The following is a 25,846-nucleotide window of genomic DNA, read 5'->3' as shown; positions in this document are numbered from 1 at the left end:
CGGGCGTACCGTGATGACAACGGGTGCGTGGCGTCGCGACTACTCTCGATCGGGTGACTGGATCCCGAGCAGAGGCCGCGTATTCGCGCGCGGTGGCCGCGTTCAGCACCCCTACGCTCGACCTGCTGCACGGCAGGTTCGCCCCGTTCGTCGTGGCGTCGCTCACCATCCTGTTCACCGCGGATCGCGCGTCGGTCCCGGTCGCCGACGCCCACGCAGAACTCGCCGAAGTGCTCGACGAGCTGCGTGATGCAGACGGCGACGACGAGGGCAGACGCGTGCCGTCGGGCAGCGGCAGAGACGTCTGCCGGAACTGGGTCAGGCTCGGGTGGCTCGTGCAGCAGATCGACGATGACGTCGAGGTGTATCGACTCTCGGCTCACGCGGTCGAGGCCCTCGAGATCTCCGGTCGCACGGGTGCCGGGCGCACCCGTGTCTCCAACTCGCGAGTGCGAACCCTGCTCGATGCCGTCGAGCACCTCTCCGACAGTGCCGAGGCCGACCCGGTGCGCCGTCTCGCTCGTCTCCGTGCCGAGCGCGATCTGCTCGACACCGAGATCTCCCGTATCGAGGAATCCGGTCGGGTCGACCCGCTCGACGACGACGAGCTTCTCGAAGAGGCCGAGAACGTTCTGCATCTGGCCCGCGAGCTGCCCGCGGACTTCACGCGGGTCGCGGAGTCCCTCAAGGCGATGCAGCGTGACGTCGTCGCGCACCTGCGCCGAGATGAACGGCCCACCGGCGAGGTGCTCCGCGAGTACCTGCAGCGCGCGCAGGATGTCATGCAGTCGACGCCGGAGGGGCGGGCATTCGCAGGCGCGCTCCGGCTGATCGGGGACCCGGATCGGATCGACGCGCTGACCGAGCAGCTCAGCGGCCTTCTGGATCAGCCCTTCGCCCGCATGCTCGACGCGTCGCAGCGCGCCGAGCTCGATGCTGTCGGACGCCGTGTCGAGCTGGGTGTCGAAGAGGTGCTCGCCGCGCAGCGCCGGGCCTCACATGTCATCACCGGACAGGTCAAGACACATGACCCGCTGCGCGACCGACAGATCGACGATCTCCTGCGCGATGTCATCGCCGGTCTTCACGGCTGGTCGGGGTCGGCGACGCTCGTCGATCCGGTGCGCAGCATGCCTCTGATCGACCTCGGACATCTGCGCCAGACCACGAGCGACATCCGACCGCCACGTGCGCCCGCGCCCCTCGCCGACGCCGATGACGTCGATTTCGTCGATGCAGACACGCGGGCATGGGGTGGGCCGCGCTATGCCGAGCTCGAGGAATATGTCGCGGGACTCGGCGACGAGTTCGATCTCGCCGAGGCCTTCCGCCGTGTGCCGGATGCGACGAGACGGCCCGTGGACCTCCTCGGACTTCTCGAGATCGCCCACCGGAACGGTCTCACCGACGCCGACGGGATATCGACGGTCGACGCTCTGCGTCCCGACGGGACCACCCGTCGATTCGCCTTCGGAACTGTGGTGGCCCGCAGCAGGAGAGAGGATGAGGATGCCTGACCGGAATCTCACCACGGTCGACGCCGACGATGATGTGTTCATCGCGCCGACGGCGATGGAGCAGGACATCGAGGAGCACTTCCCCGGCGACCGAGGGACGCTCGATCCCGAGATCAGGCGTGTGCTCGTGCACCTGCTGCAACGTCGGTTCATCGCGGCGGAGCGGAACCCGCGGGAGTGGGCACTGCTGCGCGATCACCAGCACGTCATCGAGTCCCGGCTGAACGACATCTATCTGAGGCTCGTCATCGACCACGCACGCGGGTTCGCCTACAAGCAGCAGCTGCGATCCGATGAGGTCGACATGCCGGTGCTTCTGAAGGACGCCCCGTACTCGCGCGCGGAGACGCTGGTGCTCGTGCACCTGCGCACCGTGTATCAGCGGGAATCCGCAGCGGGCGAATCGTCGGTGCGCATCGACATCGAAGACATCGAGCAGACCGTTCTGAGCTACTTCGCCGAAGCCGACGGCGGCACCGCGAAGCAGCAGCGCGCGATCCGCAGCGCTCTGGACCGACTCGACCGAGAGGGCATCGTGCAGGAGGAGACCAGCGGCCGCTATCGCATCACCGCGCTCGTCGAGGTGGTGCTGAGCGCTCAGACCCTGAAGGAGCTGCGCGAATGGCTGCGCGCACAGGCGGTGGTGACCCGATGACCATGATCGACACCCTCTTCGGCATGATCCCGTCGAGTTCTCGAGGCCAGCAGTGGATCGCCGAAGAGCTGCAGCTCGTCAACTGGGGCGGCTACGACGGCGGGCCGCACCGGGTGCGGTTCTCGCCGGACGCGACCCTGCTCTGCGGTGGCTCGGGTTCGGGCAAGTCGACGCTGATGGACGGCTACATCGCCCTGATGATGCCTCACACGACGCCCTTCAACGGCGCATCCAACGGCGGGGTCACGGGCCGCCCGCGCGGTGAGGAGCAGCGGAACATCCTGTCGTACGGGCGCGGGAAGATCGACGAGTCCCGCACCGACGAAGGCACGAAGCTCCGGGTGCTGCGCGGCGACGGCGAGGACACGTGGAGTGCCGTCGCGATGACCTGGCTCGACCACGACGGCTCACGCTTCACCGCGGTACGCGGCTGGTACATCCCGGCCGACGCCCGGACGCTCGAGGACACGACGCGGCTCCGGGCGACGATCGAGGGCGCATTCGACCTGGGGCGCCTCGAGCAGGCGGCGACGATGCGGTTGAGTGACGGATCCGCGCGCGCCCTCGGGCTGGAGCCGCTGCCGACCGATCGCGAGTTCTCCGCACGACTGCACGCAGTGCTCGGGATCGGGGCGGCCGGATCAGGCGCGAAGGCGATCAGTCTTCTCGCACGCATCCAGGCGGGCCAGCAGATCACCACAGTCGACGATCTCTACAAGAAGCTCGTGCTCGACGAGCCCGAGACGATGGCGACCGCGGACGCGGTCGTCTCCCACTTCGACGAGCTCGAGAGCACACGCACGCGGATGCTGGTCGCCAAGCAGCAGGTCGCGGCCCTCGAGCCCATCCGCGGCATCTCACAGAGGATCACCACTGCGGCGGAGCGGATGCGGGTCGTCGACGAGGTCGGCGTGTTCTCGGATGCGTCTTCGGTCGCGGCGCTGTGGAGCGCGGAGCGTCGCCTCGGGCTGCTGCGCCAGGTCGAGGAGGAGCTGCGCGATCGGACTCGGGCGCTCCAGCTCGCGCTCCGCGAGAAGAATGCCCTGATCGACGCCGCCGAGATCGAGCGCGAGGGGCTGCTCGACGTCGTGCGGCAGTCGGGGGGCGATCGTCTCGACACCGCACAGCGCGAGTTGCGCGCGGTCGAACGCCGTCTCGACGACGTGCACCGCGAACGCGCGCGGTTCGATGCCGTCGTGCGAGAGCTGGGCGTCGAGGTGCGCACGGCCGCGCAGCACGAGGACCTCCTCTCGCGACTGCGTGACGAGCTCCCGGATGATGTGCTCCGCGCCGCTCGCGCCGCCTTCGCGGACGCGGAGTCCGCCCGCAGGACAGCGGGACGCGAACTCGCCGAGGCGCGTGCGGAGCGAGAGCGCGCAGAGCAGCTGCGCGGCAGCATGCCTGCGCAGCTGCATGAGTCGCGCGCGCTGCTCGCCGCCGCTGCAGGGCTGACACCTCAGGATCTGCCCTTCGTGGGAGAGCTCATCGAGGTGCGCACCGCGTTCGAACCCTGGCGGGAGGCTTTCAACCTGGCGCTCGGCGGCTTCGCTCGGACGCTGCTGGTCGATGTCGCGGACCTCGAGCGATTCCGCTCGGCGATCGAGTCGGTGCGCACCCCTGAACGGATCACCTACGAAGGCGTGCAGACGGGCCTTGCCGAGTCGCGACCTTCGGACCCTCGCACATTGCCCGGTCGTCTCGACCACAGGTCCACCCCTTTCACGGGGTGGCTTCAGCACAGGCTCGACGAGCGGTTCGGATATGTGTGCGTCGACTCCTCGGCGGAACTCGCCCAGCACTCGCGTGCGCTGACGCTGACGGGCCAGGTGTCTCAGGGCGACCGCGGCTCGCATGGAGGGCACGGGCGCGCGAACCTGCTCGGGTTCTCGAACGGGCGTCGTCTGCGCGACCTCGACGAGCAGATCGCAGAGCTCGAGCAGCGCCATGTCCTAGCGACTGCCGCGGCAGCCGATGCGGAACGTCGCCTCGACCAGCTCGACGTCACCGCCAAAGCTCGCGCGAAGATCGAGGACCTCACGTGGGAGCAGCTCGATGTGGAGGCGATTTCGGCCGAGCGAGAGCGGTGGGTCGGCGTCCAGTCCGAGGTCTCCGCCGAGCATCCGCAGGTCGCCGATCTGCAGTCCCAGGCCGACGGGCTGCGCACCCGCGCGGCGCGCCTGCGCGACGAGAGCGCACGGCTCGGCGGCGAGCTCACCCTCGCTCAGGATCGCTGGGTCGAGGTCACCGATCAGGTCGACGCCTGCCAGCGGATCGTGGATGCCGCCGACGCGTCCGGCCTGACAGTCGCGGAGAGGCATCGCACCTTCCTCGACGCGCGGTTCCTGGGCGCCGACACGGCGGCGAGCGTGACGGCATCCGAACGACTGGCCCAGCTCGATTCCGCGCTGCGAACCGCTGCGACACGCCTGCTCGAGGACCGCACGGCGGCCGCGGCCTCCCACGCCGAGCAGCGCGAGCAGATGCGACGCCTGATGACGGGCTTCCTCGAGCGGTGGGACACGCTGACGATCCTGCCCGACCCCGATGAATCCGTCGCCGAGTTCGAGTCGATCCTCGACGCTCTCGAGACCAACGGACTCCATGAACTCGAGTCGGAATGGCGCGACAGCCTCCTCAAGCTCTCCGGAAACGATCTGACGAGTCTCGATTCGACGCTCAGCCGGTCGCTTCGCGAGATCAGGAATCGCATCGAGCCGATCAACCGGATCATGGAAGAGCTTCCCTTCTACGATGACGACCACCGCCTGCAGATCTCGCCCCGAGAGAATCAGTCAGAGGCGCGCAGACGGTTCCGCCGGGAGCTGCGTGAGGTGCGCGGTCTGATCGACGCGGCGACGAGTGACGCCGACCGTGAGAACGTCTATCGCAGGATGAGCCGCCTGATCGCCAGGATGCGCCGCACGGCACCCGACTTCGCCGAGCTCATCGACGTGCGCAACCATGTGCGCGTGAGCGCGGAGCGTGTGCACGCGGTGACGCGGGAGCACGTCGCGCTCTACGACCACATCGGCGAGAAGTCAGGTGGGGAGTCGCAGGAGCTCGTCGCATTCATCGTGGGAGCCGCGTTGCGCTACCAGCTCGGTGACGCGGGGGCTGAGCGTCCGAGGTATGCCCCGGTCTTCATGGACGAGGCGCTGATCAAAGCAGACGCGCACTTCACGAAGAGGGCGATCGGCGCGTGGCGCGGTCTGGGCTTCCAGCTCGTGATCGGTGCACCGAACGACAAGTACAGCGCGATCGAACCGCACGTCGACGTCGAGTACGACATCCTGAAGGACACCAGGGGGCGGTCATGGGCACGGCCGAAGGTGGGGCTGCCGACCGAGGCGCCGTGATCGGCGCGGGAATCCCTCAGGCGACGACGAGCCCGCGGATCGCGGCGACCGTGCGGTCGATGTCGTCTCGAGTCGTCGCCCATGAGGACATCGAGCAGCGGAGTGCGGCGCGACGTCGCCATTCGGCGCCGGTCAGCGCCGCCGTGCCCTCGGCCAGCACGGCGTCGCCCAGCGCGCGCGTCGCCGCGTCGGAGTCGAGGCAGAACATCACCTGCGTGTAGTCGACCTGGTTGAGGATGCGGATGCCGTCGATCGCGGCGAGTCCCTCGGCCATCGCCACCGCGTTCTCGTGCAGCCGGTCGATGAGCTGCGAGATCCCGATTCTGCCGAGACCGCGCATCGCCGCCCATGCGGGCACGCCGCGCGCGCGACGCGACAGTTCGGGGGACACGTCCCAGGGATCCAGGCTCGTGTAGACCAGATAGTCGCCGCCCGTTCGGAAGGCGGCGATCGAGTCCGCCGGGTCGCGCACGATCGCCATCCCGCAGTCATACGGCACGTTGAGCGTCTTGTGCGCATCGGTCGCCCAGGAGTCGGCGGCCGCCATGCCCGTCGTGAGAGGTCGCAGCGAGTCGGATGCCGCTGCCCACAGGCCGAAGGCGCCGTCCACATGCACCCAGGCCCCCTGTGCGTGCGCGATCGGCACGAGTGATGCGAAGTCGTCGAAGGCCCCGGTGTGCACCTCACCCGCCTGCAGGCACACGATCAGCGGGCCAGCGCCCTCGGCCAGCACCCGTGTCAGATCATCCGGTCGCATGCGCCCCTGCTCGTCCGATTCGACGATGCTGATCTCGTCACGGCCGAGACCGAGAAAGCGCGCTGCGCGATCGATCGAGCCGTGCCGATCAGCGCCCACGACGAAGCGGATCGGCGGCGACTCCCGCAGTCCCCGGTCGCTGAGGTTCCACCCGACGCGGGCCAGCACGGCGTTGCGCGCGGTCGCGAGGCAGGTGAAGTTCGCCATCTGGCCACCTGTGACGAAGCCGACGCTGGCGGAATCGGGCAGGCCGAGGGCGTCGAGCATCCACCGACCGGCGATGCGCTCCAACGCCACGGTGGTCGGAGTGAGCAGGGCGGAGCCCGAGTTCTGATCCCACGCCGAGACCAGCCAGTCGGCGGCCAGGGCGGCAGGGTGGGTGCCGCCGACCACGAATCCGAAGAACCGGCCGCCGGGTATCGCGACGAGCCCGGGATCCGCCCGTGAGGCGATCTCGGCGATCACCTCGGCCGCGGTCAGGCCCTCCTCGGGCAGCGGCCCGCCGAACGCGTCGAGCATGTCGGCGAGCGTCGCTCGGGGCCATACCGGTCTGTCCTCGAGTGTGCCCAGGAAATCCAGTGCCGCGCGGTGGGCCGCGTCCAGTCCGCGGACCCTGTCATCGTCGACGTCGTCATCCATGGCTCAGGACTACACCCGCGTCTGCCCTCGCACCAGAGCATCACGCGTGCGGACGGGCCGAGGACGAGGACGTGTCCAGCCACGAACGGCGGCATGGTTCGATAGAATGGACGATGCCCTGGGCCGAGCCCCGGGGCGGATACGACGAGCGGAGACTTATGTCCGGGCATTCCAAGTGGGCCACCACGAAGCACAAGAAGGCCATCATCGACTCCAGGCGCGCCAAGTCCTGGGCCAAGCTCATCAAGAACATCGAGGTCGCGGCGAAGCTCGGCGGAGCTGACCTGGCCGGCAACCCGACCCTGTTCGACGCCGTTCAGAAGGCCAAGAAGACCTCGGTGCCGAAGGACAACATCGACCGCGCGGTGAAGCGCGGGGCGGGAATCGGCGGAGAGGCCGTCGAGTACACCTCGATCATGTACGAAGGCTACGGGCCCAACGGCGTCGCGCTGATGATCGAGTGTCTCACCGACAACAAGAACCGCGCGGCGGCCGAGGTGCGCACCGCGCTGAGCCGCAACGGCGGCACTCTCGCCGATCCCGGCAGCGTCGCCTACAACTTCAGTCGTAAGGGCGTGATCGTCGTCGGGTCCGAGGGGACCACCGAGGACGACGTGATGATGGCGGCCCTCGAAGCCGGCGCCGAAGAGATCGAGCCGCACGCCGAGGGCTTCGAGATCATCACCGAGGCGACCGACCTCGTGTCGGTGCGCAGCGCCCTGCAGGATGCCGGCATCGACTACGAATCCGCCGACGTCGAGTTCGTTCCGAACCTCAAGGTCGAGATCGACGCCGACACAGCGCGCAAGGTGTTCCGTCTCATCGATGCCCTGGAAGACAGCGAAGACGTGCAGAACGTCTTCACGAACTTCGATCTGTCGGCCGAGGTGCAGGCCGAGCTCGAGAACGACGACGCGTAGGCGCGCCGCCTCGGTGCTCGCGTGCACGGCGCATAGCCTGAGGGAGTGACCTCCTCGCTGCGCGTGCTCGGCATCGATCCCGGACTCACACGCTGCGGCGTGGGGGTCGTCGATGTCGATCGCTCCCGACGAGGGACGCTCGTGCACGTCGGAGTCATCCGCTCCGACCCGGACCTGCCCATCGGCGAACGGCTCGCGCTCGTCGCAGCAGGCATCCGTGAGGTGCTCGGCGAACACCGACCGGATGCCGTCGCGGTGGAGCGGGTGTTCGCGCAGCAGAACACGCATACGGTCATGGGCACGGCCCAGGCGAGCGGTGTGGCGCTGCTCCTGGCGGCCGAGGCGGGCCTTCCCGCCGCGACCCACACGCCGAGCGAGGTGAAAGCCGCGGTCACGGGCTACGGCTCCGCAGACAAGAAGCAGGTGCAGGCGATGATCGCCCGCATCCTTCGACTGGATGCTCCTCCGCAGCCGGCCGACGCGGCCGATGCGCTGGCGATCGCGCTGTGTCATGCGTGGCGGCGCGGGAGAGCCGGTGCCCCCGGCGGTCAGGCCCTGACGCCTGCACAGCGGGCATGGGCCGATGCCGAGCGTGTCGCTCGAACATACCTACGATCGCCCGCCTAGTCTGGAGTGATGATCTCCTCGCTGCACGGCTCGGTCCTGCACTCGTCGTCCGACCAGGTCGTCATCGACGTCGGGGGTGTCGGCTTCTCGGTGGCGGTTCCCGCTGATGTGGCGCACACGGCGACCGTGGGTGAGCGGCTCCTGCTGCACACGAGCCTGATCGTCCGGGAGGACGCGCTGTCGCTCTATGGCTTCGCGGATCGCAGCGAGCTGGAGATCTTCGGTCTGCTCATCAGCGTCACGGGTGTCGGGCCGAAGTCGGCGCTCGGTGTGCTGTCGCATCTGACGGTCGATCAGATCGCCGAGGCGGTGAACGCCGAAGACGACGCGCCCTTCCGCAGAGTGTCGGGGATCGGTCCCAAGACGGCGAAGCTGATCGTCGTGCAGCTCGCGGGCAAGGTGCAGCCCGCCGGGACCACGTCGAAGGCCTCGACGAGCGGCGGTTCCGACGTCGTCGACCAGGTGACCGCCGCGCTCATCGGGCTGGGATGGTCGGAGAGGGTCGCAGCCGAGGCCGCGAGCCAGACGGCGGCCGAGGCCACGGATGCCGAGCGCTCCGCCGTCGCACCGCTCCTCCGCCGCACACTGGCGATGCTGGGACCCGCACGTGTCTGACGCTCGAGACGCCGAGGAGCCGGTCGACGAGACCGAGCTCGCGATCGAAGGAGCGTTGCGGCCGACGAGCCTCGGCGAGTTCGTCGGTCAGCAGAAGGTGCGCGGCCAGCTGCAGCTGCTCCTCGACGCCGCGCGGATCCAGAATCGTCCGCCCGATCACATTCTGCTGGCTGGCCCTCCAGGTCTCGGCAAGACGACGCTGGCGATGATCGTCGCGCACGAGAGCCAGCGTCCGCTGCGCCTCTCGAGCGGACCGGCCATCCAGCACGCGGGAGACCTGGCCGCCCTGCTGTCGAGCCTCGTGCCGGGCGAGGTCCTCTTCATCGACGAGATCCACCGCATGGCGCGGTCCGCCGAAGAGATGCTGTATCTCGCCATGGAGGACTTCCGCATCGACATCATGGTCGGCAAGGGGGCCGGGGCCACGAGCATCCCGTTGGAGCTCGCTCCGTTCACGCTCGTCGGTGCCACGACCCGATCCGGACTGCTGCCCAACCCCCTGCGTGATCGTTTCGGTTTCACCGGCCACCTCGAGTTCTACGACGAGGCAGAGCTCGAACAGGTGATCGCGCGATCGGCGCTCGTGCTCGGCGTCGATCTGCCGCGCGACTCGCTCTCGGAGATCGCACGACGCTCGCGCGGCACGCCGCGTATCGCCAACCGGCTTCTGCGGCGGGTGCGGGACTACGCCCTGGTGCACGGCGGGGGAGCAGCCACGCTCGACGGCGTGCGGGCGGCGTTGGAGCTCTATGACGTCGACCCGATCGGGCTGGACCGGCTCGACCGAGCGGTGCTGGAATCGCTCGTGCGCCGATTCCGCGGGGGTCCGGTGGGCCTCAGCACCCTGGCCGTCGCCGTCGGTGAAGAGGCCGAGACGGTCGAGAGCGTCGTGGAACCGTATCTCGTGCGGATCGGCTTCCTCGGGCGTACCCCGCGCGGCCGGGTGGCCATGCCCGAGGCGTACGCCCACCTCGGGGTCGCCCACCCTGACGGGGCGCTTCGCTTCGATGACCTATAATCACTGAAGACTTCCCCCGATAAATCTGTGCGCCCGCTGGTTGGTGCGTGCACCTGCGAAAGGCGCTAGCCACCCATGGAAATCCTTCTCTTCGGTCTTCTTGCCGTTCTCGTCGTGTTCATGTTCGTCAACGGACGCAAGCGCCAGAAGCAGATGAAGGCGGAGCAGGAGGAGAAGGCCTCCAAGACGGTTCCCGGCGCGAAGGTCCTCATGCAGGGTGGCATCTACGGCACCGTGGTCGCCTACGACCACGAAGACCTCGACTCGCCCGCTCTCATCGAGATCGCTCCCGGCACGGTCATCGAGGTGCACAGCCAGGCCATCCTGCGCATCGTCGAGCCCAAGGACGACGTCACCGTCGCCGAGTTCGACGACGAGACTCCGGTCGTGAGCGACGTCGACCCGCTCGCCGCAGACGCTGCCGTGCTCGAGACGCCCGAAGAGACCCGTCGTCGCCTCGAGCGCGACGCCGACGACAAGTAAGCACCCTTCTTCGCGGCGCCGCAGCGTTCCGCGCTCGGGCATCTCAGAAAGCTGATCACACGTGGCTTCATCCTCTCCGGTCCGTCACGCCTGGCGGGTCCTCCTCGGCCTGCTCCTGGTGACGGGGGTCCTGTTCGGCGTCAATGCGCTGGGCGTGTACGTGTTCCAGAAGAGCTCCTGGACGCCTGAGCTCGCCCTCGACCTGCAGGGCGGCACGCAGATCGTCCTCAGCGCCGAGACCGAGAGCGGCGCCGCTCCCTCGCAGGAGCAGCTCGACCAGGCCGCGGCGATCATCCGCCAGCGTGTCGACGCCTCGGGCGTGGCCGAGGCCGACATCACCACCGAGGGCGGACAGAACATCGTCGTCCAGATCCCGGGCAACGCCGACGAGGAGACGCGCCAGCGCATCCAGTCCAGTGCACAGCTCGAGTTCCGGCCCGTGCTGGCCACCACGGCGGCGGCCACGTCGTTCGTGGGCGAAGACGGGAACGAGACGCCGTACCCGACGCCTGACGACTCCCTCAATGCGACGCCCACCGCAGAACCCACCGACGCCAGCGACCTCGCGTGGGTGACCGACAAGCTGAGCGCAGAGTTCCTCGCGTACGACTGCGCCAATCCGTCGACGGATCCGTCGAACGCCCCCAAGGACGAGCCGCTCATCGCGTGCGATCCCACGAACCAGGCCAAGTACCTCCTCGGCCCGACCGAGCTCACGGGTGACGTGATCACCGACGCGACGGCGGGGCGCGATCCTCGCTCGGGGGCATGGCTCGTGCAGCTCGAGATGAACGGCGAGGGCACCGACAAGTTCGGCCAGGTGAGCACGCGCCTCAATCAGAACCGCATCGACGGTGCGACGCCCCGTGACCAGTTCGCGTTCGTCCTCGACGGCTCGGTGATCAGCGCCCCGCAGATGAACGGCCAGATCCTCGACGGACGTCCGAGCATCTCGGGGAGCTTCACTCAGGAGACGGCCACGACGCTCGCCGATCAGCTCAAGTTCGGCGCGCTGCCGCTGAGCTTCGTCGTGCAGAGCAGTGACACCGTCTCTGCGACGCTCGGAACGCAGCAGCTGCAGATCGGACTGATCGCGGGCCTCATCGGTCTCGCACTCGTCGCGATCTATTCGCTGATCGTCTATCGAGCGCTCGGCACGGTGATCATCGCGTCGATCGCGGTGATGGCCGTGCTGACCTACATCATCATCTGCATCCTCGCGTGGCGCCTCGGATTCCGTCTGTCGCTCGCGGGAGTCGCCGGTCTCATCGTCTCGATCGGGTTCACGGCCGACTCGTTCATCGTGTACTTCGAACGAATACGTGATGAGCTGCGCGACGGCAAGTCGATCACCTCGGCGGTCGAAGACGGCTGGGGCCGTGCCAAGCGCACGATCTACATCTCGAAGTCGATCAACATCCTCGCGGCCGTCGTGCTGTACATCCTCGCGGATGCGACCGTGAAGGGCTTCGCGTTCACGCTGGGTCTCACGACCCTGATCGACGTCTTCATCTTCGTGATCTTCACCCACCCCGTGATGCAGCTCCTCGCTCGCACCAAGTTCTTCGGCGGCGGGCACAAGCTCTCGGGGCTCGACCCCGAGTCGCTGGGCGCCGTCTACCGCAGCCGCGCGCAGTTCCGGGAGGTCGCGACGGCCACTGCCGGTCGTGGAGCGAAGAACACCCGCGCCCGCGGCGAAGCCGAGCGGCGTCAGACCATCGCAGAGCGCAAGCGCGCCGAGGCACTCGCCGGTGAGAGACCCACCAGCTCCGGAAGTGAGGGGGACGCGTGATGGCTTCCATGAACGAGTTCGGCAACAATCTCTACTCGGGAAAGACATCCTTCCCGTTCGTCGGCAGGCGCCGGCTGTGGTTCATCATCGCGATCGTCCTCGTGGTCGGCTCCGCGCTCGTCCCGCTCTTCCGTCCGGTCCAGTTCTCGATCGAGTTCACCGGTGGTTCGCAGTTCACGGTGCAAGCGCCCGACTCGCTCGATCAGGACACTGCGACGACGGCCGTGCAGTCCGTCGTTCCCGATGCCGCGACGAAGGTCGTGGTCGTGGGCGACGCGGACATCCGCGTGCAGACCGACCAGATGAGTGCAGACGAGACTCAGCAGGTCTCCGCAGCGCTGGCCGACGCCTACGGCGTCGAGCCCGACAGCGTCACCTCGTCGTTCATCGGTCCCGCGTGGGGCGAGAACGTGACCAAGCAGTCCCTGTGGGGTCTGGCGATCTTCCTCGCACTCACCTTCCTGATCCTCGCGATCTACTTCCGCACCTGGAAGATGTCGGCGGCGGCGATCATCGGTCTGCTCGACGTGCTCGTGATCACCGTGGGCGTGTACGCCCTCGCCGGATTCGAGATCTCGCCCGCGGCGGTGATCGGATTCCTGACGATCCTGGCGTACTCGCTCTATGACACGACGGTGGTGTTCGACAAGATCCGCGAGAACACGACGGAGGACGGCGAGCAGTCTTCGCGATTGTTCGGAGAGTCGGTGAACCTCGCCGTCAACCAGACGCTGATCCGATCGATCAACACCTCGGTGGTCGCCGCGCTGCCGGTCGGTGCCGTGCTCTTCATCGGCGCCTTCTGGCTCGGCGCCGAATCGCTCACCGACATCTCGCTGTCGATCTTCGTCGGCATCCTCGTGGCCACGTACTCGACGCTGTTCGTCGCCGCGCCGCTCTACTCGCTCTTCCGCGAGAACGAGCCGCAGCTCGCCGCTCGCGACGCGCGGATCCGCGAGGCGCGAAGCCTCGCCACCGCAGAGGTCTGATAGTCCCCGCTCGGCGGGTCCGCACCCCGCTGAGCACGCGTAAGCTGTTGTGATTCGGAGGTGAGCGGATGGCGGAACCGCAGACGGCGTCGCAGGGCTCCAGCCTGAGACGACTGGTTCCTCGCATCTTCTCCCGCGCGCCCAGGATCAACGACCTCGACAACCTGATCCGTACCGTGCGGGCGAACCACCCGCGCGGCGATCTCGCCGTGATCGAGCGTGCCTACGCGGTCGCGAAGGTCAAGCACGAGGGCCAGAAGCGTCAGAGCGGCGAGCCCTACATCACGCACCCCCTGGCCGTGGCGCAGATCCTGGGCGAGATGGGTCTCGGCCCGAGAGCCGTCGCCGCCGCGCTGCTCCACGACACGGTCGAGGACACCGGGTATGCACTCTCCGATCTGACAGCCGAGTTCGGCGACGAGGTCGCGATGCTCGTCGACGGCGTGACGAAGCTCGACAAGGTCAAGTACGGCGAGAGCGCGCAAGCCGAGACCGTACGCAAGATGATCGTGGCGATGTCGAAAGACATCCGAGTGCTGCTGATCAAGTTGGCCGATCGACTCCACAACGCCCGGACGTGGGGCTTCGTCCCGCCCGAGAAGGCGGCGAAGAAGGCCAAGGAGACGCTCGAGATCTACGCGCCGCTGGCGAACCGACTCGGCATCCAGGCGATCAAGTCGGAACTCGAGGATCTCTCGTTCGCCGTGCTCCACCCGAAGATCTACAACGAGATCCACAATCTCATCGCGCAGCGCACGCCGCAGCGCGAGAAGTACCTCACCCAGGTCGTCGGTGAGATCGATGAGGATCTGCGCGATCTGCGAATCCGCGGCAAGGTCGTCGGTCGGCCGAAGCAGCTGTACTCGGTGTACCAGAAGATGGTCGTGCGCGGTCGCGAGTTCGACGACATCTACGATCTGATCGGCATCCGCGTGCTGGTCGCATCGGTCCGTGACTGCTACGCCGTGCTGGGAGCGATCCATGCTCGGTGGACGCCTCTTCCCGGCCGGTTCAAGGACTACATCGCCACGCCCAAGTTCAACCTGTACCAGTCGCTGCACACCACGGTGATCGGGCCATCGGGTCGCACCGTCGAGATCCAGATCCGCACGCACGAGATGCACCAGCAGGCCGAGTACGGCGTCGCGGCGCACTGGATGTACAAGGAGCGGATGAACGGCGGCAAGGCCGAGGTCCGCGCCGCCGACAACGACATGGCGTGGCTCGCGCACATCTCCGACTGGCAGGCCGAGACGGCCGACCCGGGGGAGTTCCTCGACTCGCTGCGTTTCGAGATCGGTGCGAAGGAGGTCTATGTCTTCACGCCGAAGGGACGGGTGATCGGGCTGCCCGCCGGCGCGACGCCGGTCGACTTCGCCTATGCCGTGCACACCGAGATCGGTCATCGCACGATGGGGTCGAAGGTGAACGGACGCCTCGTCCCGCTCGAGTCCGAGCTGAAGAGCGGCGACGTCGTCGAGGTCTTCACCTCGAAGAACCCGGATGCCGGTCCGAGCCAGGACTGGCTCAGTTTCGTCAAGAGCACTCGTGCCCGCAACAAGATCCGCGGATGGTTCACGAAGGAACGTCGTGAAGAGGCCATCGAGCAGGGCAAAGAGGCGATCGCGCGTGCCATGCGGCGCCAGAACCTGCCGCTGCAGCGACTGATGAGCCAGGACTCGTTCACCGAGGTCGCTCACCAGCTGCGCTATGAAGACGTCTCCGCGCTGTACGCCGCGGTGGGCGAGGGCCATGTGTCGACGCAGTCCGTGCTCGAGAAGGTCACGGCCCTCGTGGCCTCGACCGACCCGGCGACCGGCCCCATCGATCTACCGGGCACCGTCGCGACCCGCGAGCCGCGAGCGGGCGACTCCGGCATCCTCGTGCGGGGAGCCGCAGACATCCTGGTGAAGCTCGCCAAGTGCTGCACCCCGGTGCCCGGCGATGACATCGTGGGATTCGTGACGCGCGGGAGCGGCGTCTCGGTGCATCGGGCCGACTGCGTCAACGTGAAGGCTCTGGCGAGCGAGGAAGACCGTTTCGTCGACGTGTCGTGGGCCCCCACGACCAAGAGCGTCTTCCGGGTGCACATCCAGGTCGAGGCGCTCGATCGCTCGGGATTGCTGTCCGACGTGACTCGCGTGTTGAGCGAGCACCATGTGAACATCCTGTCCGCGTCGGTCAGCACCACGGATGAGCGACTGGCCATCAGCCGTTTCGTCTTCGAGATGGGCGATGCCGTGCACCTCGATCGCGTGCTGAACGCGGTGCGTCGGATCGACGCGGTCTACGACGTCTATCGCGTCACGACATCCTGATCCTGCTTCGTGTCCGCACGAGGGCGGCATGTGCCGCTCTCGTGCCGGGGACTCGCTCGAGACCCTCGATGTGACGGATCGCCGCGTCGATCAGAGTCTCGTCCACTTCGGCGAGCAGCACGAGCCAGCGCAGGAGCGACTCATCGCGATGCAGCCCGAGTGCCAGATCGACCATGGTTCGGGACGGCGTCATCACGAGCACCCCGCCCAGCGACTCGAGATCGCGCGACGGCACGCTGGTGTCGTGCAGGACGATTCGTGCTGGCCGATTGGATCGGATGCGGCGTTCGACCGCGCGGCGCACATGATGGATCGCGGGAGGCGAGTCGCCGGCTCCGTGGATCCAGGCGGCGGTGGGGCCCGATGCCGCAGTGTCGACCGGGATGAGGCCGGCGATCGATGAGGCGCGCGTGCCGCGGGCCTCGACCAGGTCGGCGGGGATGTAGCCCTCGCCGATGTCGAACAGGTCGCCGTCGATGCGCGCGGCGGTCAACTCCGCGACAGTGAGCGCCGAGCCGGCCAGATACAGGAACGCGGGATGCATCACGCCAGTGTGGCGCAATGATCCCGCGTTCTCTGTCGAGTCGTCTGACTGTGGAGAGATCAGCCGCCGAGTGCGCTCAGCCAGGTGCGGCGCGCCTCGAGAGCGTCCGCGGCCTCCTTGGCCGCCTTCTTGTCGCCCGACTTCTCTGCCGCGGCGAGCTCGGACTCGAGCTTCTCGATCGCCTCGAGCAGCTGCGAGCTCATGTCGTTCGCGCGCGCCTTCGTCTCGGGGTTGTTCTTCTTCCAGTCCACGTCTTCGCGCGCCTTCAGCGCCTGCTCGATCACGCGCAGACGGTCGTCGAGGGCCCGCTCCTTGTCGCGCGGGAAGATCCGACCGATCTCGTCCCACTGCCGCTGGATGGCCGTCAGCACCGCACGCGCACGCTTGATGTTGGGCTCGTCAGCGACCGCCTTCGCCTCTTCGAGCAGAGCCTGACGGGCCTCGATCTTGGGGCCGGACTCGGCCTCCTCGGCGGCGGCCTGCTCGGCACGGGCCGAGTACAGAGCGTCGCCGGCAGCCTTGAATCGCGCCCACAGCGCGTCATCGACCTTGCGACCCGCGCGGCCGGCAGCCTTCCACTCGTCGAGCAGCGAACGATACGCGGGGATGCCGTCGACACCGCGCGGAGCGAGTGCCTCGGCACGCTCGACGAGCCGCGTCTTCGCGTCGCGAGCGACCTTGTGCGAATCGTCGAGTTCCGAGTAGAAGGAGCGGCGGGCCTTGTCGACCGCGCTCCGGGCGTCGCGGAATCGCTTCCAGAGCTGCTGCGACACTCCCTTGGAGAGGCGGGGACCGCTCTGCTGATGCGCCTGCCAGGCGTCGAACAGCTCGCCGAGCTCGGCAGTGACCTGCTTCCACTGCACCTTCGACAGGTCTCGGGCGGCGATCGCCTCGGCACGCTCGACCAGCTCGGTGCGCTCCGCGACCGCCTTGTCGACGAGCTCCTTCGCCTGCTGGGCCTCCTGCGCGGTCGCCTCCGACAGTGAGGAGGTGAGTGCGTCGAGCCGCTCCCGCAGCCCGGCGAGGTCGCCGACTGCCGCAGCATCCGTCGCTTCCTCGCGCAGGTGACCGGCCTGCTTCACGAGGTCGCTGGCCGATGCTCCGCCGGCCTGATGGCGCTGCTCGAGGGTGTTGACCTTGAACGCGATGTCCTCGTACTTGCGGACGAAGTAGGACAGGGCCTCGTCGGGGGTGCCGTCGGGGTACTGACCGACGACGCGCCACTCTTCGCCTTCGCGCACCTCGACCGTGCCGTCTTCGGACACTCGGCCCCACTTGGCGGCCTCTGCGGCCGACGCCGCACTCACGGGTGCCGCCGGGGCGGCCGGAGTCGACGCCGCGGGCTTGGGCAGCTTCCGCGGAAGCGGAGCGGCCGGGCGGGTGGGGACGGGGGGAGTCGGCTTCGACGGCTCTGTGGCAGACACGGTGATTCTCCTTGCGCGGTAGGGCCCGCGGGAGGCGGAAAGGACGAGCTTCAGCCTAGTACGCCAAGGAGCATCCGTAGTGGTGACCGCTTCTCACAATGGCCGTTACCGTTCTGTGAGCAGAACGTTCGACGCAGGAAACACTGCGCGTCACATGCGGGAAACACCGTCCGCCTAGCGTCGCCTTCACGACGTCCCCCCGGCGAATGGAGCAGCATGAACGAGGCCACCCTCACCACGGAGGAGATCGTGGTCGTCGGAGCGGGCATGGTGGCGCACCGATTCGTCGAGAATCTCCTCAGCAGGACCGAGAGGCCGATGCACGTCACCGTGATCGGTGACGAGGGGCGGCATCCGTATGACCGAGTGGGGTTGACCGCCTCCCTCACAGGAGTGGCCCCCGAGGGGCTGGAGCTCGACCGGTCCGTGTTCGACGACTTCCGCGTGCGCTTCATGGCCGATGACCGTGTGCTCCGCATCGACAGGGCGCGGCGCGCGGTGATGACCCGATCCCGTCAGGTCGTTCCCTATGACACGCTGGTGCTCGCGACGGGTTCCCACCCGGTCACTCCCGATGAGGTCGAGGGCACGGATCTGGTCGGTTGCTTCGTGTATCGCACCCTGGACGACCTGGCGCGACTCGAGAGCTACACCGCGGCGCGCGGGCGCGCTCTCGGCCGGCCACTCCGCGGCGCGATCATCGGAGGCGGCCCGCTCGGGCTCACCACTGCCGATGCGCTGGTCGCGATGGGGATCGAACCGACGGTGTTCCCGTACTCCGAGCACCTCACGTCGCGGCAGCTCGGGCCGTCCGACGCGACCGAGGTCGCCGCGCTGCTGGAGGCGAGGGGCATCGAGGTGCGTTCCGATGCACGCCCCACCCGTATCGCCGCGCAATCGTCCGACGGCGTCAGTGCGCTCGAACTCGATGACGGGTCGGTCGAACCGGCTGACGTCGTCGTGTTCGCGGTGGGAGTGCGACCGCGGGACGAGCTCGCGCGCAACTCATCGATCGAGGTCGCTCCGGAAGGCGGCATCGTGATCGACGAGCGCTGCCGGACGTCGGACCCGCACATCCTGGCGATCGGGGAGGTCTCGTGGTTCGAGGGGCGCTGCATCGGTCTCCTCGCTCCGGGCCTCGTGATGGCCGAGGTGGCGACGACGAGGATTCTCGGAGGGGACGCCATGCTCCGCCGCCACGAGGACCCGCGGGCGCTCGATCTTCACAGCGTTCGCCTCGCGGAGGTCCGTGAGTCGGGGAGAGCCGATCGTGAGGCTCGCAGATGGAACGGGTCGTCCCGCGCCGGCGGCAGCGGCATCTCGGCACGACGGACGCGGCGAGGGCGCGCGCTCCAGGCGATCTGATGGCGAGGGCCATCGTGCGTGCCGCGCGGACCGCTCCGGTGAGAGCGCCGGACCCGCCCCTGGCCGGCTGCACCGTGATCGTGGTGGGCGACGGGGATCGTGCGGATGTCACTGCGATCCTCGCAGGCGGCGGCGCTGTCGTGCGCGATGTCCGGGTCGCAGGAGGCGCGGGGACGGAGCGGCTCAGTGACACCGTCACAGGGGCTGCGCACGGGGACGCCGACGCGGTGCTGTTCGCATCGGACGCGGCAGCCGCATCGTGGGCAGAGGCCGCCGATCAGACGGGCTCACTCGACCGGATCCGTCGCCGTGCGGAGACAGGCCGAATGCTCGTGGTGGTCGGCGATTCGAGCGCCGCGGCGGCGATGGACCGGGCGCAGATCCGGACCACGATCGCGCACGCCGATCACGCCGAAGCCTTCGCACGCCCCGTCATCGATCACTTCGATGGTGGGGGAGCACCATTTCTTCCGACCGACTCGGGGTGGATTCAGGTCAGAAGCAGGGGCGTCGTGGTCGATGACGAGTTCATCCCGCTCACACGATCGGCCACCGCCCTGATCGACGCGCTGGCGGCGGCGGGCGGCAGTGTTCTCTCGCGTTCGGAACTCGGCGACGTGCTCCCCGGGGCGGAGCGCACCGCTCACGCGGTGGAGGTCGCGGTCGCGCGCCTGCGTGAGGCCCTGGGCGAGAGGGCACTCGTGCACACGGTCGTGAAGCGCGGGTATCGCCTCGCCGTCATCGACGGTTGAGCGTTCGGTGAACGACGCCGAGACGGGACATCCGCACGGATGCGGAACGGGCCTGCGGCTGCTACTCGGCGGGCTCTTCTGTGGGAACGGGCTCGGGGATGCCGGTGTCGGTCGGCAGGGGAGCCTCGGTCGGCTCGACGCTGGGAGTGGGCTCGGGCGCCGACGGATTCGCCTGTGCGTACGCGACCTGGCTGCCGATCGCAGCGACGACGATCAGGGCCCCGACGATGCTCGCGATCGTGTTGTCTCGCGCGCGGCGGCGAATCTGCCCGTCATGCCAGGCCCTGCGCGCGGTGTGGAGACGCGCGCGCTCCGCTTCGGCGCGCGACTGCGCACTCTTCGAACCGCGTCCGGCCATTGTCTGCTCCCTTGATGGACGTGATGTGCACCGTCGCCTGAGAGCCTACCGTCGTGGGGCCAGGCGGATCCTGCCCGCAGTGTCGGTGCGTCGCGTTAGCCTTGACGGATGACCGCCGCCGCTGCACTGCTCTCCGGGCAGACGCCCCTCGCCGTGCGCATGCGCCCTGTGTCCCTCGACGAGGTGGCAGGTCAGAAGCATCTCCTGCGCGCGGGGTCGCCGATCGTGGCACTGGCCGATCCCGCGGCGTCGTCACCCGGTGCGGTGTCGATCATCCTGTGGGGCCCACCGGGAACGGGCAAGACCACGCTCGCCCAAGCGATCGCGCGGTCGTCGGGTCGTCGGTTCGTCGAGCTGTCCGCGATCACGGCGGGTGTCAAAGACGTGCGCGAGGTGATGCAGGAGGCGATCACGCAACGCGACCTCTACGGTCAGACGACGATCCTCTTCCTCGACGAGATCCACCGCTTCACCAAGGCGCAGCAAGACGCCCTGCTCCCCGGCGTCGAGAACGGCTGGGTGCTCTTGATCGCCGCGACGACCGAGAATCCGTCGTTCTCGGTGATCTCGCCGCTCATGTCGCGGTCGCTGCTACTGACACTGCAGCCCCTCACCGATGACGACATCGGCCTTCTGATCGACCGGGCGGTGACCGATGCTCGCGGTCTCAACGGTGCGGTGACCCTGGCGGACGACGCACGGGCCGCACTCATCAGGCTCGCCTCCGGCGATGCCCGCCGCGCACTCACCGGCCTCGAGGCCGCAGCGGCCGTGGCCCTGTCGAAGGGCGAGGAGGGCGCGGTGCCCGCCGCGACCGCCGATGACGTGGCTCAGGCCGTCGACAAGGCTCTGCTCCGCTACGACCGGCAGGGCGACGAGCACTACGACGTCATCAGTGCGTTCATCAAGTCCATCCGCGGATCCGATCCCGATGCGGCGCTGCACTACCTCGCCCGGATGATCGAAGCGGGGGAGGACCCGCGCTTCATCGCCCGGCGGCTGGTCATCTCGGCGTCAGAAGACGTCGGTCTGGCCGACCCGCAGGCGCTGTCGATCGCGGTCGCCGCCGCAGACGCCGTCGCCTTCATCGGGATGCCGGAGGGACGAATCCCGCTCGCCGAGGCGACCGTGTACCTCGCCACGACCGCGAAGTCGAACGCGGCATACGTCGGAATCGACCAGGCCATCGCCGACATCCGCTCCGGAGGGTTCGGCAGGGTGCCGCTGCATCTGCGCGATGCGCACTATCCCGGCGCCAAACGACTCGGCCACGGCCGTGGATACGTCTACCCGCACGACAGCGAGTTCGGCATCCTCCCGCAGCAATATCTGCCCGACGAGCTGCGCGGCAAGAGATACTACGAGCCCAAGAACCTGGGCGCCGAACGCGACATCTCGGCTCGCCTCGAGCGCATCCGCCGGATCCTCGACGGGCGCTGACCCGAATCTGTTAGACTTGATCGGCTCGAAACCGTGTTTTCGGGCATCTCCTCGTTCACACCCCACCTTGCTGGCGCCCCGGCGTGCGCTCCAAGGCAGAACGCGGACGATACGTCCGTGAGTCGTGAAAGACGCGACCACGTCATCGGAAGGAAAACTTCGTGACCACGAAGTCCCAGGACCGCCGCAAGGTCCGTCTGAGCCGTGCCCTCGGCATCCCGCTCACCCCGAAGGCCGCCCGCTACCTCGAGAAGCGTCCCTACGCTCCGGGCGAGCACGGCCGCACCAAGCGCAAGGCAGACAGCGACTACGCCGTCCGTCTGCGTGAGAAGCAGCGTCTCCGCGAGCAGTACGGCATCCGCGAGAAGCAGATGCGCAACACGTTCAACGAGGCTCGTCGTCAGGACGGCCTGACCGGTGAGAACCTGGTCGAGCTGCTCGAGATGCGTCTCGACGCTCTCGTCGTGCGTTCGGGCTTCGCCCGCACCACCGCGCAGGCTCGTCAGCTCGTCGTGCACCGTCACATCCTCGTCGACGGTCAGCTCGTCGACCGCCCGTCCTTCCGCGTGAAGCCGGGTCAGCTCATCCACGTCAAGGCCAAGAGCGAGGGCACCGAGCCCTTCCAGGTCGCAGCCGCCGGCGGTCACGCCGAGGTCCTGCCTCCCGTTCCCGGCTACCTCGAGGTCGAGCTCGACAAGCTCCAGGCTCGCCTGGTTCGTCGCCCGAAGCGCGCCGAGGTCCCCGTGACCTGTGAAGTGCAGCTCGTCGTCGAGTACTACGCAGCTCGCTGAGTTCAGCTTTTCCGCAGAAGGCGTCGGGTTCACCCCGACGCCTTCTGTCGTTTCCGCATACGATGGAACAACCGCGCCCTCGCGGGTCAGAGGCAAGGATGGCGACATGAAGAACGTGCTGTGGTTCCTGATCGGTGTGATCGGCGGCTTCGTCGCGGCACATTTCATGAACAAGGACCCGAGGGGTCGCGACATCCTCGCCGAGGTCGACGCGCGCTTCAACGAGTTCACCGGCATCATCGGCGACGCCTACCGCGAGGAGCAGGCGCGACTCACCGAGCCGACCGCCGACTGATCCCGCGCCGCCCCGCGCAGCTCCATTCACCCTGTACGCAAGGACACCTGGCACCCCTATGAAAACTGCGGACATCGCGCAGCGCTATCTCGACTACTTCGAGAAGAACGATCACGTCATCGTCCCGTCCGCCTCCCTCGTGAGCGACGATCCTTCTCTGCTGTTCACCGTCGCCGGGATGGTGCCGATGATCCCGTATCTCACGGGTGTCGTTCCTGCGCCGCATCCGCGGATCGCGGACCTGCAGAAGTGCATCCGCACCAACGACATCGAAGAGGTCGGCAAGACCGCCCGCCACGGCACGTTCTTCCAGATGATGGGCAACTGGTCTTTCGGTGACTACTTCAAAGAAGGCGCGATCCGCTACGCGTGGGAGCTGCTGACGAGTTCTGAGGCCGATGGCGGCCTCGGGTTCGACGAGAAGGACCTCTGGGTCACCGTCTACGAGACGGACGATGAGGCCGAGGCGATCTGGCGCGACATCATCGGACTCAAGCCCGAGCGCATCCAGCGACTCGGTCGCGCGGACAACTACTGGAACACGGGTCAGCCCGGTCCCGGCGGCCCCGACAGCGAGATCTTCTTCGACCGCGGCCCCGCGTACGGGAACGACGGCGGTCCGGCAGTCGACGACAACCGGTTCCTGGAGATCTGGAACCTGGTCTTCATGCAGGACTTCATCGAGAACATCCGCGGCAAGACGGAGTTCGACATCGTGGGGGAGCTGCCCCAGAAGAACATCGACACCGGAATGGGCCTCGAGCGGGTCGCCTTCCTCAAGCAGGGTGTCGAGAACATGTACGAGACCGATCAGGTGCGCCCGGTGCTCGACCGCGCCATCGAGCTCTCGGGGCGTCGATACGGCGCCGTGCACGAGGACGACGTCCGTTTCCGCGTCGTCGCCGACCACGTGCGCTCCTCGCTCATGCTGCTCTCCGACGGCGTGCGCCCGTCGAACGAGGGTCGCGGGTACATCCTGCGTCGTCTCATGCGCCGGACGGTGCGTTCGATGCGTCTGCTCGGCGTCGACGAGCCGGTGTTCCCCGAGCTGTTCGCGACTTCGCGCGACGCCATGAAGTCGGCGTATCCGGTCCTCGAGAAGGACTGGTCGACGCTGTCGACCGCGGCCTTCGCCGAGGAGGAGACGTTCCGGCGCACGCTCGCGTCGGGCTCGACGATCCTCGACCTCGCGTTGGACGAGACGAAGAAGAAGGGTGACGCGTCGCTGAGCGGTCGCGAGGCCTTCCTGCTCCACGACACCTACGGGTTCCCGATCGACCTCACCCTCGAGGTCGCGGAGGAGGCCGGGCTCGATGTCGACCGTGTGGCCTTCGACTCCCTCATGCAGGAGCAGCGGTCCCGCGCGAAGGCTGACGCCCGCAACCGCAAGCGTCAGCTCGCCGATGTGTCGGTCTACCGCGACCTGCGCGCGCTCGGAGAGACCGGATTCGACGGATACAGCGAGCTCGAGGTCGACTCACGCATTCTCGGCATCCTCGTCGACGGTCAGCTCGCGCAGACCGCGCACGAGGGGCAGATCGCGGAGGTCGTGCTGGCCGAGACCACGCTGTATGCGGAGTCCGGCGGGCAGGTCGCCGACAAGGGCGTGATCGTCGGCCCCGGGTTCGAACTCGAGGTGCTCGATGTGCAGCGTCCGGTTCCGGGCCTCATCAGCCACACTGTCGAGGTCACTCGCGGTGCGGTCGCGGTCGACGACGCGGCGACGACTGTCGTCGATGCCGCCAACCGGCGCGCCGCGCGTCAGGCCCACTCCGCGACGCACCTCGTGCACGCGGCGCTTCGCGACACCCTCGGCCCCACAGCCACCCAGTCGGGCTCGCTGAACCGAGCCGGATACATGCGCTTCGACTTCGCCTGGTCGCAGGCCCTTTCCGCCGACGCACGCAGCGAGATCGAGGAGATCACGAACCGCGCGGTTCAGGACGCCCTCGAGGTGACCACGCGGATCGTCTCGCTCGATGAGGCGAAGGATGCGGGCGCGATGGCCCTGTTCGGGGAGAAGTACGGCGACGTCGTGCGCATGGTCGACATCGGCGGCCCCTGGTCGCGGGAGCTCTGCGCGGGTACGCACGTCAGCACCAGCGCAGAGATCGGTCTGGTCAGCGTCGTCGGCGAGTCGTCGGTCGGCGCGTCCAACCGACGGATCGAGGCTCTCGTGGGACGTGACGCGTTCCGTGAGCTGGCCGCCGAGCGCGCCCTGGTCTCCCAGCTCACATCGTCGCTCAAGACGCCGCGCGATCAGCTGGCCGAGCGGATCGCCGACCTGTCGTCGAACCTCAAGGCCGCCGAGAAGCGGATCGCACAGTTCGAGGCGAAGGAGCGAGCGGGTCAGGTTCCCGCCATCGCGGATGCGGCCGGTCGTGTCGGCGCCTTCCGCGTCGCAGCCCAGTCGCTCGGCACGGTCGCCTCGGCCGACGACGTGCGCGAACTCGTGCTCGGAGTGCGCGATCGTCTGGGGTCCGAAGCTGCTGTCGTCGCCCTCGGGGGGATCGTGAACGATCGCCCCGTGGTGGTCGTCGCCACGAACGACGCTGCCCGTGCAGCCGGAGCCAAGGCCGGCGTCCTCGCGAAGCGCGCGGCGTCCGTGCTCGGCGGTGGCGGCGGCGGACGAGACGATGTGGCGCAGGGTGGCGGAACGGATGCCGCAGCGCTCACAGCAGCGCTCGAAGCCGTCTCGCAGGAGCTGCAGTCAGCGTGAGCGGCTTCCGTCGCGGTGTGCGACTCGGCGTGGACGTCGGCAGGGCTCGCGTCGGCATAGCGCGCTGCGATCCGGACGGCATGCTCGCCGTTCCTGTCGAGACAGTGCCACGCTCGGAACAGTCGATCGATCGGATCGCCGCCCTCGCGGCGGAGTACGAACCCGTCGAATTCGTGGTCGGACTCCCCGTCAACATGCAGGGCGCAGACACGCCGTCGACGCTCGATGCCAGGGAGTTCGCGGCGGCGCTGTCGGTGCGCACGCGGATCCCGACGAGACTCGTCGATGAGCGCCTGAGCACGGTATCCGCACACGCCGCGCTGAGATCTTCGGGAAGAACCCAGAAGAACTCTCGTAGCATTGTGGATCAGGTCGCCGCGGTGGTTCTGCTGCAGCAGGCGATCGACACGGAGAAGAGCACCGGAAACCCGCCCGGTGTCACGATTCCGCTCGATGAGGAGTCTTCCTGACC

General features: G+C 68.0%; 22 protein-coding genes. 18 read left to right on the top strand and 4 right to left on the bottom strand.

What is annotated here, in order from left to right; translation table 11 throughout:
• The first annotated feature begins 53 nt into the window (after nucleotides 1-53).
• From AC3WS6_RS11085 to AC3WS6_RS11075, 3 genes are read left to right on the top strand one after another with little or no spacing between them, the layout of a single operon-like run.
• Nucleotides 54-1,517, top strand: a complete 1,464-nt coding sequence (locus AC3WS6_RS11085) for a DUF3375 domain-containing protein (RefSeq protein ID WP_492501069.1) — start codon at nucleotides 54-56, stop codon at nucleotides 1,515-1,517.
• Nucleotides 1,510-2,172 (top strand): DUF4194 domain-containing protein, encoded by a 663-nt coding sequence (locus AC3WS6_RS11080; protein WP_492501068.1) that lies wholly within the window; start codon nucleotides 1,510-1,512, stop codon nucleotides 2,170-2,172. The genes AC3WS6_RS11085 and AC3WS6_RS11080 overlap by 8 nt, the downstream gene beginning before the upstream one ends.
• Nucleotides 2,169-5,528 carry an ATP-binding protein gene (locus AC3WS6_RS11075; RefSeq protein ID WP_492501486.1) on the top strand — a complete coding sequence of 1,120 codons (3,360 nt, stop codon included), beginning with the start codon at nucleotides 2,169-2,171 and terminating at the stop codon, nucleotides 5,526-5,528. The genes AC3WS6_RS11080 and AC3WS6_RS11075 overlap by 4 nt, the downstream gene beginning before the upstream one ends.
• Before the next feature lie 16 nt (nucleotides 5,529-5,544).
• Here AC3WS6_RS11075 and AC3WS6_RS11070 read toward each other — a convergent pair whose 3' ends face one another.
• A complete protein-coding gene (locus tag AC3WS6_RS11070; RefSeq protein WP_492501067.1) occupies nucleotides 5,545-6,924 on the bottom strand; it encodes a pyridoxal phosphate-dependent decarboxylase family protein in 1,380 nt (459 codons plus the stop codon).
• Nucleotides 6,925-7,082: 158 nt separating this feature from the next.
• Between AC3WS6_RS11070 and AC3WS6_RS11065 the strand changes: the two genes are divergently transcribed.
• From AC3WS6_RS11065 to AC3WS6_RS11030, 8 genes are all read left to right on the top strand, one after another.
• Nucleotides 7,083-7,844, top strand: a complete 762-nt coding sequence (locus tag AC3WS6_RS11065; protein ID WP_492501066.1) for a YebC/PmpR family DNA-binding transcriptional regulator — start codon at nucleotides 7,083-7,085, stop codon at nucleotides 7,842-7,844.
• 45 nt (nucleotides 7,845-7,889) lie between these two features.
• Entirely contained in the window at nucleotides 7,890-8,471 is a 582-nt protein-coding gene (gene ruvC, locus AC3WS6_RS11060; protein ID WP_492501065.1) for a crossover junction endodeoxyribonuclease RuvC, read from the top strand.
• A gap of 9 nt (nucleotides 8,472-8,480) precedes the next feature.
• Nucleotides 8,481-9,086, top strand: coding sequence for a Holliday junction branch migration protein RuvA (gene ruvA, locus AC3WS6_RS11055; RefSeq protein ID WP_492501064.1), 606 nt, complete (start codon nucleotides 8,481-8,483; stop codon nucleotides 9,084-9,086).
• Complete coding sequence (gene ruvB, locus AC3WS6_RS11050) at nucleotides 9,079-10,104, top strand: Holliday junction branch migration DNA helicase RuvB (RefSeq protein ID WP_492501063.1); 1,026 nt, start codon at nucleotides 9,079-9,081, stop codon at nucleotides 10,102-10,104. Before ruvA ends, ruvB begins: the two co-directional genes overlap by 8 nt.
• A gap of 75 nt (nucleotides 10,105-10,179) precedes the next feature.
• The gene (locus AC3WS6_RS11045) at nucleotides 10,180-10,587 is read left to right on the top strand and encodes a preprotein translocase subunit YajC (protein WP_492501062.1); all 408 of its coding nucleotides are present in this window, start codon (nucleotides 10,180-10,182) and stop codon (nucleotides 10,585-10,587) included.
• Nucleotides 10,588-10,648: 61 nt separating this feature from the next.
• Nucleotides 10,649-12,379, top strand: a complete 1,731-nt coding sequence (gene secD / locus AC3WS6_RS11040; RefSeq protein WP_492501061.1) for a protein translocase subunit SecD — start codon at nucleotides 10,649-10,651, stop codon at nucleotides 12,377-12,379.
• A complete protein-coding gene (gene secF / locus AC3WS6_RS11035) occupies nucleotides 12,379-13,368 on the top strand; it encodes a protein translocase subunit SecF (protein ID WP_492501060.1) in 990 nt (329 codons plus the stop codon). The genes secD and secF overlap by 1 nt, the downstream gene beginning before the upstream one ends.
• 68 nt (nucleotides 13,369-13,436) lie before the next feature.
• Nucleotides 13,437-15,686: a RelA/SpoT family protein gene (locus AC3WS6_RS11030; protein WP_492501059.1), complete on the top strand. Its 2,250-nt coding sequence runs from the start codon at nucleotides 13,437-13,439 to the stop codon at nucleotides 15,684-15,686.
• Here AC3WS6_RS11030 and AC3WS6_RS11025 read toward each other — a convergent pair.
• Nucleotides 15,673-16,230, bottom strand: coding sequence for a type IV toxin-antitoxin system AbiEi family antitoxin (locus AC3WS6_RS11025; protein WP_492501058.1), 558 nt, complete (start codon nucleotides 16,228-16,230; stop codon nucleotides 15,673-15,675). The genes AC3WS6_RS11030 and AC3WS6_RS11025 overlap by 14 nt on opposite strands.
• A 59-nt stretch (nucleotides 16,231-16,289) precedes the next feature.
• The gene (locus AC3WS6_RS11020; protein WP_492501057.1) at nucleotides 16,290-17,654 is read right to left on the bottom strand and encodes a DUF349 domain-containing protein; all 1,365 of its coding nucleotides are present in this window, start codon (nucleotides 17,652-17,654) and stop codon (nucleotides 16,290-16,292) included.
• A 216-nt stretch (nucleotides 17,655-17,870) separates the two neighbouring features.
• Between AC3WS6_RS11020 and AC3WS6_RS11015 the strand changes: the two genes are divergently transcribed.
• Both AC3WS6_RS11015 and AC3WS6_RS11010 read left to right on the top strand, forming a co-directional pair.
• Entirely contained in the window at nucleotides 17,871-19,019 is a 1,149-nt protein-coding gene (locus tag AC3WS6_RS11015; protein ID WP_492501056.1) for an NAD(P)/FAD-dependent oxidoreductase, read from the top strand.
• Nucleotides 19,019-19,771: a winged helix-turn-helix domain-containing protein gene (locus tag AC3WS6_RS11010; protein ID WP_492501055.1), complete on the top strand. Its 753-nt coding sequence runs from the start codon at nucleotides 19,019-19,021 to the stop codon at nucleotides 19,769-19,771. The genes AC3WS6_RS11015 and AC3WS6_RS11010 overlap by 1 nt, the downstream gene beginning before the upstream one ends.
• 61 nt (nucleotides 19,772-19,832) lie before the next feature.
• Here the strand turns inward: AC3WS6_RS11010 and AC3WS6_RS11005 are convergent, their stop codons facing one another.
• Entirely contained in the window at nucleotides 19,833-20,129 is a 297-nt protein-coding gene (locus AC3WS6_RS11005) for a hypothetical protein (RefSeq protein ID WP_492501054.1), read from the bottom strand.
• Nucleotides 20,130-20,237: 108 nt separating this feature from the next.
• Here AC3WS6_RS11005 and AC3WS6_RS11000 point away from each other — a divergent pair, with 108 nt between their 5' ends.
• From AC3WS6_RS11000 to ruvX, 5 genes are all read left to right on the top strand, one after another.
• Nucleotides 20,238-21,569 (top strand): replication-associated recombination protein A, encoded by a 1,332-nt coding sequence (locus AC3WS6_RS11000; RefSeq protein ID WP_492501053.1) that lies wholly within the window; start codon nucleotides 20,238-20,240, stop codon nucleotides 21,567-21,569.
• 161 nt (nucleotides 21,570-21,730) lie between these two features.
• Nucleotides 21,731-22,360, top strand: a complete 630-nt coding sequence (gene rpsD, locus AC3WS6_RS10995) for a 30S ribosomal protein S4 (RefSeq protein ID WP_052677824.1) — start codon at nucleotides 21,731-21,733, stop codon at nucleotides 22,358-22,360.
• A 106-nt stretch (nucleotides 22,361-22,466) separates the two neighbouring features.
• A complete protein-coding gene (locus AC3WS6_RS10990; RefSeq protein ID WP_492501052.1) occupies nucleotides 22,467-22,655 on the top strand; it encodes a hypothetical protein in 189 nt (62 codons plus the stop codon).
• A gap of 58 nt (nucleotides 22,656-22,713) precedes the next feature.
• Complete coding sequence (alaS, locus tag AC3WS6_RS10985; RefSeq protein WP_492501051.1) at nucleotides 22,714-25,374, top strand: alanine--tRNA ligase; 2,661 nt, start codon at nucleotides 22,714-22,716, stop codon at nucleotides 25,372-25,374.
• Entirely contained in the window at nucleotides 25,371-25,844 is a 474-nt protein-coding gene (gene ruvX / locus AC3WS6_RS10980) for a Holliday junction resolvase RuvX (RefSeq protein WP_492501050.1), read from the top strand. The genes alaS and ruvX overlap by 4 nt, the downstream gene beginning before the upstream one ends.
• Nucleotides 25,845-25,846: the final 2 nt, after the last annotated feature.

It is taken from the genome of Microbacterium sp. EB106-03-03-XG65, from assembly GCF_058791955.1.
The sequence above is the reverse complement of the archived record's forward strand: the minus strand, read 5'-3'. Positions and strand labels throughout refer to the sequence as shown.

What these genes read in the sequence shown, in the direction of transcription:
- AC3WS6_RS11080 (WP_492501068.1), top strand. Translation starts at nt 1,510, where the DNA reads ATGCCTGACCGGAATCTCACCACGGTCGACGCCGACGATGATGTGTTC.
- AC3WS6_RS11075 (WP_492501486.1), top strand. Translation starts at nt 2,169, where the DNA reads ATGACCATGATCGACACCCTCTTCGGCATGATCCCGTCGAGTTCTCGA.
- AC3WS6_RS11070 (WP_492501067.1), bottom strand. Translation starts at nt 6,924, where the DNA reads ATGGATGACGACGTCGACGATGACAGGGTCCGCGGACTGGACGCGGCC.
- AC3WS6_RS11065 (WP_492501066.1), top strand. Translation starts at nt 7,083, where the DNA reads ATGTCCGGGCATTCCAAGTGGGCCACCACGAAGCACAAGAAGGCCATC.
- ruvA (WP_492501064.1), top strand. Translation starts at nt 8,481, where the DNA reads ATGATCTCCTCGCTGCACGGCTCGGTCCTGCACTCGTCGTCCGACCAG.
- AC3WS6_RS11045 (WP_492501062.1), top strand. Translation starts at nt 10,180, where the DNA reads ATGGAAATCCTTCTCTTCGGTCTTCTTGCCGTTCTCGTCGTGTTCATG.
- secF (WP_492501060.1), top strand. Translation starts at nt 12,379, where the DNA reads ATGGCTTCCATGAACGAGTTCGGCAACAATCTCTACTCGGGAAAGACA.
- AC3WS6_RS11030 (WP_492501059.1), top strand. Translation starts at nt 13,437, where the DNA reads ATGGCGGAACCGCAGACGGCGTCGCAGGGCTCCAGCCTGAGACGACTG.
- AC3WS6_RS11025 (WP_492501058.1), bottom strand. Translation starts at nt 16,230, where the DNA reads ATGCATCCCGCGTTCCTGTATCTGGCCGGCTCGGCGCTCACTGTCGCG.
- AC3WS6_RS11015 (WP_492501056.1), top strand. Translation starts at nt 17,871, where the DNA reads ATGAACGAGGCCACCCTCACCACGGAGGAGATCGTGGTCGTCGGAGCG.
- AC3WS6_RS11010 (WP_492501055.1), top strand. Translation starts at nt 19,019, where the DNA reads ATGGCGAGGGCCATCGTGCGTGCCGCGCGGACCGCTCCGGTGAGAGCG.
- AC3WS6_RS11005 (WP_492501054.1), bottom strand. Translation starts at nt 20,129, where the DNA reads ATGGCCGGACGCGGTTCGAAGAGTGCGCAGTCGCGCGCCGAAGCGGAG.
- AC3WS6_RS11000 (WP_492501053.1), top strand. Translation starts at nt 20,238, where the DNA reads ATGACCGCCGCCGCTGCACTGCTCTCCGGGCAGACGCCCCTCGCCGTG.
- AC3WS6_RS10990 (WP_492501052.1), top strand. Translation starts at nt 22,467, where the DNA reads ATGAAGAACGTGCTGTGGTTCCTGATCGGTGTGATCGGCGGCTTCGTC.
- alaS (WP_492501051.1), top strand. Translation starts at nt 22,714, where the DNA reads ATGAAAACTGCGGACATCGCGCAGCGCTATCTCGACTACTTCGAGAAG.